This is a genomic window from Parvimonas sp. oral taxon 393 str. F0440 (assembly GCA_000223315.2).
Classification (GTDB): Bacteria; Bacillota; Clostridia; order Tissierellales; family Peptoniphilaceae; genus Parvimonas.
Genome location: AFUS01000001.1, coordinates 1 through 6,069 on the forward strand (window position 1 = coordinate 1; position 6,069 = coordinate 6,069).

At 28.3% G+C, this 6,069-nt stretch carries 7 protein-coding genes and 1 pseudogene; 2 read left to right on the plus strand and 6 right to left on the minus strand.

All coding sequences use genetic code 11. The annotated features are described in order from the left end of the window. The first annotated feature begins 599 nt into the window (after positions 1 to 599). Complete coding sequence (locus HMPREF9127_RS00005; protein ID WP_009447518.1) at positions 600 to 830, plus strand: GIY-YIG nuclease family protein; 231 nt, start codon at positions 600 to 602, stop codon at positions 828 to 830. A 617-nt stretch (positions 831 to 1,447) separates the two neighbouring features. Here HMPREF9127_RS00005 and mnmE read toward each other — a convergent pair. From mnmE to rpmH, 6 genes and pseudogenes are all read right to left on the minus strand, one after another. Beyond that, a pseudogene (mnmE, locus tag HMPREF9127_RS00010) lies at positions 1,448 to 2,816 on the minus strand (tRNA uridine-5-carboxymethylaminomethyl(34) synthesis GTPase MnmE). 63 nt (positions 2,817 to 2,879) lie between these two features. Further along, complete coding sequence (jag, locus tag HMPREF9127_RS00015; RefSeq protein WP_009447514.1) at positions 2,880 to 3,590, minus strand: RNA-binding cell elongation regulator Jag/EloR; 711 nt, start codon at positions 3,588 to 3,590, stop codon at positions 2,880 to 2,882. Positions 3,591 to 3,604: 14 nt separating this feature from the next. After that, positions 3,605 to 4,306 (minus strand): YidC/Oxa1 family membrane protein insertase, encoded by a 702-nt coding sequence (locus HMPREF9127_RS00020; protein WP_009447517.1) that lies wholly within the window; start codon positions 4,304 to 4,306, stop codon positions 3,605 to 3,607. Positions 4,307 to 4,315: 9 nt separating this feature from the next. Next, positions 4,316 to 4,528: a membrane protein insertion efficiency factor YidD gene (yidD, locus tag HMPREF9127_RS00025; protein ID WP_009447519.1), complete on the minus strand. Its 213-nt coding sequence runs from the start codon at positions 4,526 to 4,528 to the stop codon at positions 4,316 to 4,318. A gap of 70 nt (positions 4,529 to 4,598) precedes the next feature. Next, positions 4,599 to 4,865: a ribonuclease P protein component gene (gene rnpA, locus HMPREF9127_RS00030; RefSeq protein ID WP_009447516.1), complete on the minus strand. Its 267-nt coding sequence runs from the start codon at positions 4,863 to 4,865 to the stop codon at positions 4,599 to 4,601. A 117-nt stretch (positions 4,866 to 4,982) separates the two neighbouring features. Further along, entirely contained in the window at positions 4,983 to 5,117 is a 135-nt protein-coding gene (gene rpmH / locus HMPREF9127_RS00035; RefSeq protein WP_004832453.1) for a 50S ribosomal protein L34, read from the minus strand. Positions 5,118 to 5,623: 506 nt separating this feature from the next. On the opposite strand from rpmH, the gene HMPREF9127_RS00040 reads away from it, so the two are divergent. Then, positions 5,624 to 5,905, plus strand: coding sequence for a hypothetical protein (locus HMPREF9127_RS00040; protein ID WP_039849329.1), 282 nt, complete (start codon positions 5,624 to 5,626; stop codon positions 5,903 to 5,905). Positions 5,906 to 6,069: the final 164 nt, after the last annotated feature.

Genomic DNA, 6,069 nt, shown 5'->3' on the forward strand with positions numbered 1-6,069 from the left:
ATTGGTAATTGTAATGAGATTTCCAGAGTCATTGTATCAAAGATACAACGACCCCGTCAGACCTACTTTTGTTTAAATCCGACTACGAAAAAATTTTTCATAAGCATAGAGCTTTATGAGATCTCTCCGTTCTGCTAACGCTCCAGTCGAGATGACGTGTTGGGAGTATTTCTTTTCAAAGTGCTATGACGTGAATTATTTTGTTTTTTTTATTATAATAAAATAAATAAAAATTTTTTTCTTATATTATTATATTTTTTATATTTTATATGTAAAGACAATTTGAAGTTTGTTTACTTTTAACGTCTGGCTACTAAACGAAGTTGTTTCACTTATACGTCATCTCGACTGTAACGAAGCGAAGTAGGGTGTAGCGAATCTAGCCCTAACTTTGCTTGTTTACAAGCAATAGTAGGTCTGACGCAAAGATTGTTCAAATCTTTGATTTGAGTACAATCGACTGCGAAGATCTCATACTTTTGCTTTAGCAAAAGTAAATGTATCGCAGATACATAAAAAATTGAATATAAATATAATTTTTGATAGAATATTTTAGTAAGTTATATATTTTATTATAATTAAAACATAAGGAGGATTATATGTTTTATGTTTACATAATTTCTAATAATTTCAGAAATGTCCTATATATTGGAGTTACTAGAAATATTGAAAGAAGATTATATGAACATAAGAATAAATTACTAGATGGTTTTTCTAAAAAATACAATTTAAATGTATTATTATTTTATGAAACAACAGAATATGCTTTAGATGCAATTGCTAGAGAAAAGCAATTAAAAAAATGGAGTAGAAAGAAAAATTTGACTTGATTAAATCTATAAATCCAGAATTAAGAGATTTATCAGAAGAATGGTGATTTTTTATACGAGTCCTTTACAGGACTTACAATTATTTGTAAACAAATAATTGTAATGAGATCTCCTGAGTCATTGTATCAAAGATACAACGACACCGTCAGACCTACTTTTTGTTGTTTATGAATAAACAACAAAAGTTAGGGCTAGATTGACTATGCTCGAGATGACGTGTTGGGAGCATTTAACTTCAAAGTACCATGACGTGAACTATTATATTTTATACAACTTTTAGTAACTTCAATTTTATTAAACTGTTTTAAATTTTATCAAATATAGTTTTTTTGAAGTTTATTTACTTTTAACGTTAAGCTATCAAACGAAGATATTTCCTTTATACGTCATCTTGAGCGAAACGTAGTATAGCGAAGTGTAGTCAATCTAGCCCTAACTTTACTTGTTTACAAGTAATAGTAGGTCTGACGCAAAGATTGTTCAAATCTTTGATTTGAGTACAATCGACTGCGAAGATCTCACACTTATGCTTGTGTTCAAGCATAAGTGAATGTATCGAAGATACATAAATTACAGCAAACTAATCCATTCCACAAAAAAGACGGTTCTCACCGTCTTTATTTTCCTATACAGAAATTTGAAAAGATATTGTCTAAAATGTTTTCGGAAATATTTTCTCCGATTATTTCTCCAAGCACTTCATAGGCTCTTCTTAAATCCACTTCACAACAGTCAATAGGAACCATATTTTTTAAATCCGCATAGAAAGATTTTAAATATTCCAATGAGCTCTTTAGACTATTTTCATGTCTTACATTTGTAATTAGAGCCTTATCCTTAATCTCTATTTTTCCGTCGAAAAACATATCTATAATTGCCTGTTCAAGTTTTGAAATACCTTCATTTTTCAGAGCGGATATTTCTATTAATTCAAAATTTATCTTTTCTTTTAATTTTTCTTCATTCAATTTTTTATCCAAATCTACCTTATTTAAAATTCCTATGGATTTAGTTGTATTAGCAAGATTTATTATCTTTTCGTCTTCTTCGTCAAGCTCTCTTGAAATATCGAATAGTACCAAGTTTAAGTCGGAAGTTTCACTTGCTTCAATAGATTTTTGAACTCCGATTTTTTCAACGACATCGGCAGTTTCTCTAATTCCTGCAGTATCATTTATATTTAATTTGATTCCTGAAAGCTCGATGTCTTCTTTAATCAAATCCCTCGTAGTTCCAGCAATATCAGTTACAATCGCTCTTTCTTGTCTTAAAATTCTATTTAGTAGGGAAGACTTACCAACATTAGGCTTACCGATGATTGAAACATTTATTCCGTCTTTTAAAATTTTTCCTTTATTAGACTCTCCAAGTAATTCTTCCATATCAGCCATCAATTTTTCAGTTTTTAAAATTACATTATCAAAAGGCAATTCCTCCTGCATATCTTCTGTAAAATTGATAGAATACTCTACAAAACTTAAAATATCCAAAAGCTGTTCTCTAAACTCTTTAATCTTTTTACTCAAATGTCCTTCAAGTTGATTAATCGCACTCTTATGAGAAAATTCCGTTTTCGCCTTAATTAAGTCAATAACTCCTTCGGCTTGGGATAAATCAAGACGACCATTTAAAAAAGCTCTCTTCGTAAATTCTCCCTTTTCTGCAAGATCCGCTCCATTTTCAAGACATAAATTTAAAACCCTTTTAAGACAAACAATGCCCCCATGAGTAAAAATTTCAACGACATGCTCTCTTGTATATGTATGAGGTGCAAACATAAAACATACCATAACTTCGTCAATGAGTTCATCTTTATCGTAAATATGGCCATATTTCATCATTCTATTGGATTTTTCATCTATTTCTTTTTATCATAAGGCTTAAAAAATTTTTTACAATATCTATCGACTTTTCACCACTAAGTCTTACAATTCCTATCCCTGATTCTCCAGTAGCAGTAGCAATAGCAACAATAGTATTTTCCATATTTTCTCCTTGTTGTTCCACAATAAAGCAAAAGAACGCCTAAACGTTCTTTTTAATTGCATATTAAAATTTAGGTTTGATAACAACCTTTCTATGTGGCTCTTCACCTTCACTCACTGTAAATACACCCTTCATATTATGCAAAGTTGAATGAACTATTCTTCTTTCATAAGCATTCATAGGTCTAAGTCTCATAACTTTTTTGTATCTAACAGATTTTTTAGCAAAAGTCATCGCCATTTCTCTGATTGATTCTTCTTTTCTCTTCTTATATCCATTTATATCCAAGAAAACTCTCTTTTCTAAAGAAGTATTTCTTCTTGCAAAAATGCTTAAAATATATTGAATACTTTCTAAAGTTTCTCCTGATTTTCCAATCAAAGCCTTAAAATCATCAGATTCATTGATATATATATTAAGAGCTTCTTCATCTTCATCAGAAGTTACTTCACATTCAACACCCATTTTTGAAATTAATTCCTTTAAAAATTCTTCAATCTTTTCTACATCTTCACTTTTAGCAGGAATTTCTTTTATACAACAAGTTTCTTCAATAACTTCTTCAACAACTTCTTCTATAAAACCATTAAAATCTTCTTCTTTTTCTTCTTTTAAAGAAACTTCAACCAAAGCATCTCTTGCTCCAAAGCCCAAGAAACCGCTCTTAGGTTTTTCTATTACTTTAACATCAACATCTGCAATGTCAGCTGATAATTCTTCCAATGCAAGTTTAACAGCTTCATCAACAGTCTTTGCTGATTTTACAACACTCATTCTTTTGCTCCTTTCTACTCCTTACTCATTTTTCTATTTTCGTAAGCAGTTAAAGCCAATCTCAATAAAATTTCTACTATATTTGTCATAGCCCAATAAAGTGCAAGACCTGCAGAGAATCTCTTAGCTGAAATAAATATTATCAATGGGAATATATATTTCATAGTTTCCATTGATTTTGCAGCAGGATTATCTTGTTGATCCCTATTACTCAAGTCAAAATAAATATATTGAGTAATCGCATTTATCAAAGGAAGTCCATATATAAGTGGATCCGGAACTGATAAATCCTTAATCCAAAGGAAGTTTTTCATAACATCCGCATTCTTATCCCCAAAAATATATAATAATGGCTCTCCCATTACCGCAAACATCGCTATAACTAAAATAAAGTTAAAAATCATTGGTAAACAACCACCAAGTTGTTTAATTCCATGTTCTTTATTAAACTCCATAAGTTTAAGATTCATTGCTTGAGGATCATGCTTATATTTTTCTCTTATCTTTTGTTGCTCTTTAGCAAACTTCGCTTGAATCTTTTGATTTTTTATACTACTTAAAAATATTGGGAAAAGTACAACTTTAAAAATTATTGAAATTATAATAATACTAATCGCTAAATATGAAATACTTGAAGGTTCATTAGGTAAAATTGAAGCAACCCCTTCATAAATAAATTTCAATACAGATCCCATTAAATTTCTTAAAAATGCCATTTATTCCTCCTACTTTAGTGGATCATATCCACCTTTTCCAAAAGGATTACATCTTAAAATTCTCCAAATAACTAAATAACTTGCCTTAAAAAAATTGTATTTCTGATATGCCAAAATAGCGTACTCAGAACATGTCGGAGTAAATTTACATTTTCCATGTCCCCAAAGGCAGGAAATATATCTTCTATAAAATCTAATCAACAAAATCATTAATTTTCTCAATTTAAAACCTTCTTTAAAGCAAAATTTATAAGTCCTAATAAAGACCTCTCAAGTTCAATGTAATCAATTTCTAAAGTGTTTTTTTCGGTAAAATTACCATTTCATAACCTAATCCTAAATCACAAACATTAAGTCTTATTATTTCTTTTATTCTTCTCTTAATCAAATTACGTTTATTTGCCTTTCCAAACTTTTTAGTAATAGAAACTCCGAACTTAACTTTTTTTCTATTTGTCGGTCGGATGAAAATGGTAAAATCTTTATTCCAAAAATTTTTTCCACGTCTATAAACAGTTTGAAACTCTCTATTTTTTCTTAATCTAATTTCCTTATTCATATATCATCTTTCTATTCTTCATACTTACAACAAAAAATATCTAAATTAGCAAGTATAATAACTTCAAACACAAAAAATAAAAAGCTGAATTTTAGAAAAGGCCACACTAATGTTGGCCTATGCTGATAAAACTTTTCTATTTTTAAGTCTTCTTCTCTTTAATACAGCTCTACCTGCTTTTGTACTCATTCTCTTTCTAAAACCATGAATTTTACTTCTTTTTCTTCTATTTGGTTGATAAGTTCTTTTCATAATATAGATGACACCTCCTTATTATAATCACCTTTAGGTTATTTAATAAAACACTACCATAGATTATAAGCTATTTTAAGTATAATTGTCAAGTAAAAATACAAAAAAAATTATAAATTTTTATACAGATTCAGAGCGAAATTTTTAATTCAGAATATAAGTCTTTACACTAAACAAAAATGATGATATCATTAAATTAAAGTAGTAGTAAAGATATTTAGTAAAATTTAGTTAATAGAATGTTAAAGGAGACTGTTATGAATAATTCTAAAAAAATATTTAGAATACTATATTTAATTTTTATCTTATCGCTTGTGTTTTATAGTTTACATATAATGCAATAGGAGGTCTTAATAATGTTTAAACCCTTTGAATTAGGAATTTCCATTTTTTTCTTTTCTTTCATCAATTATAGGTGTATTTATTTCAATAAAATATGAGAATTATAAAATAAAAAAGGAAGAAATAAAAAACAAAATAAACAGTGGGATTCTTTTAATGAATTAATGTATCAAGTTAGAGATTGGGCTCGTGATTTAGAGGAAAATCCAATTTCTAGTAAATATCCAGAGAGATATATTTCTACTGAATCATTATTTAACAAATTATCTCGTGATGAAATACCTGAACAGTATATATCTATAGTTTATAATATGGCTCGTTCGATGGAAATATTAAAATATCAAATATCTTTGCAAAATCCTGATTTGCAAGATATTAAAAATCAGGCGAATGTTTTAGGTAATATAGCTTGTAAACTTGCAAGAGAAAAAAATCCAAATTTGTAATCAATAATCCATTTGCATTTTGAAAGTGGATTTTTTTGTGCATAAAAATTTTTTAATGCAATTTTTTGTTTAAATCTTGATAATATTTAAAATATTTCCAATTTACGTATTAAATGTAATAAATTTGAGTTTTTTTTTGATTTTTGGTATAATTTAACTGTGAA

Bases quoted from the DNA above. Each gene is read 5' to 3' on its own strand.
- HMPREF9127_RS00005 (WP_009447518.1), top strand. From the start codon at position 600: ATGTTTTATGTTTACATAATTTCTAATAATTTCAGAAATGTCCTATAT.
- jag (WP_009447514.1), bottom strand. From the start codon at position 3,590: ATGAGTGTTGTAAAATCAGCAAAGACTGTTGATGAAGCTGTTAAACTT.
- HMPREF9127_RS00020 (WP_009447517.1), bottom strand. From the start codon at position 4,306: ATGGCATTTTTAAGAAATTTAATGGGATCTGTATTGAAATTTATTTAT.
- rnpA (WP_009447516.1), bottom strand. From the start codon at position 4,865: ATGAATAAGGAAATTAGATTAAGAAAAAATAGAGAGTTTCAAACTGTT.
- rpmH (WP_004832453.1), bottom strand. From the start codon at position 5,117: ATGAAAAGAACTTATCAACCAAATAGAAGAAAAAGAAGTAAAATTCAT.
- HMPREF9127_RS00040 (WP_039849329.1), top strand. From the start codon at position 5,624: ATGTATCAAGTTAGAGATTGGGCTCGTGATTTAGAGGAAAATCCAATT.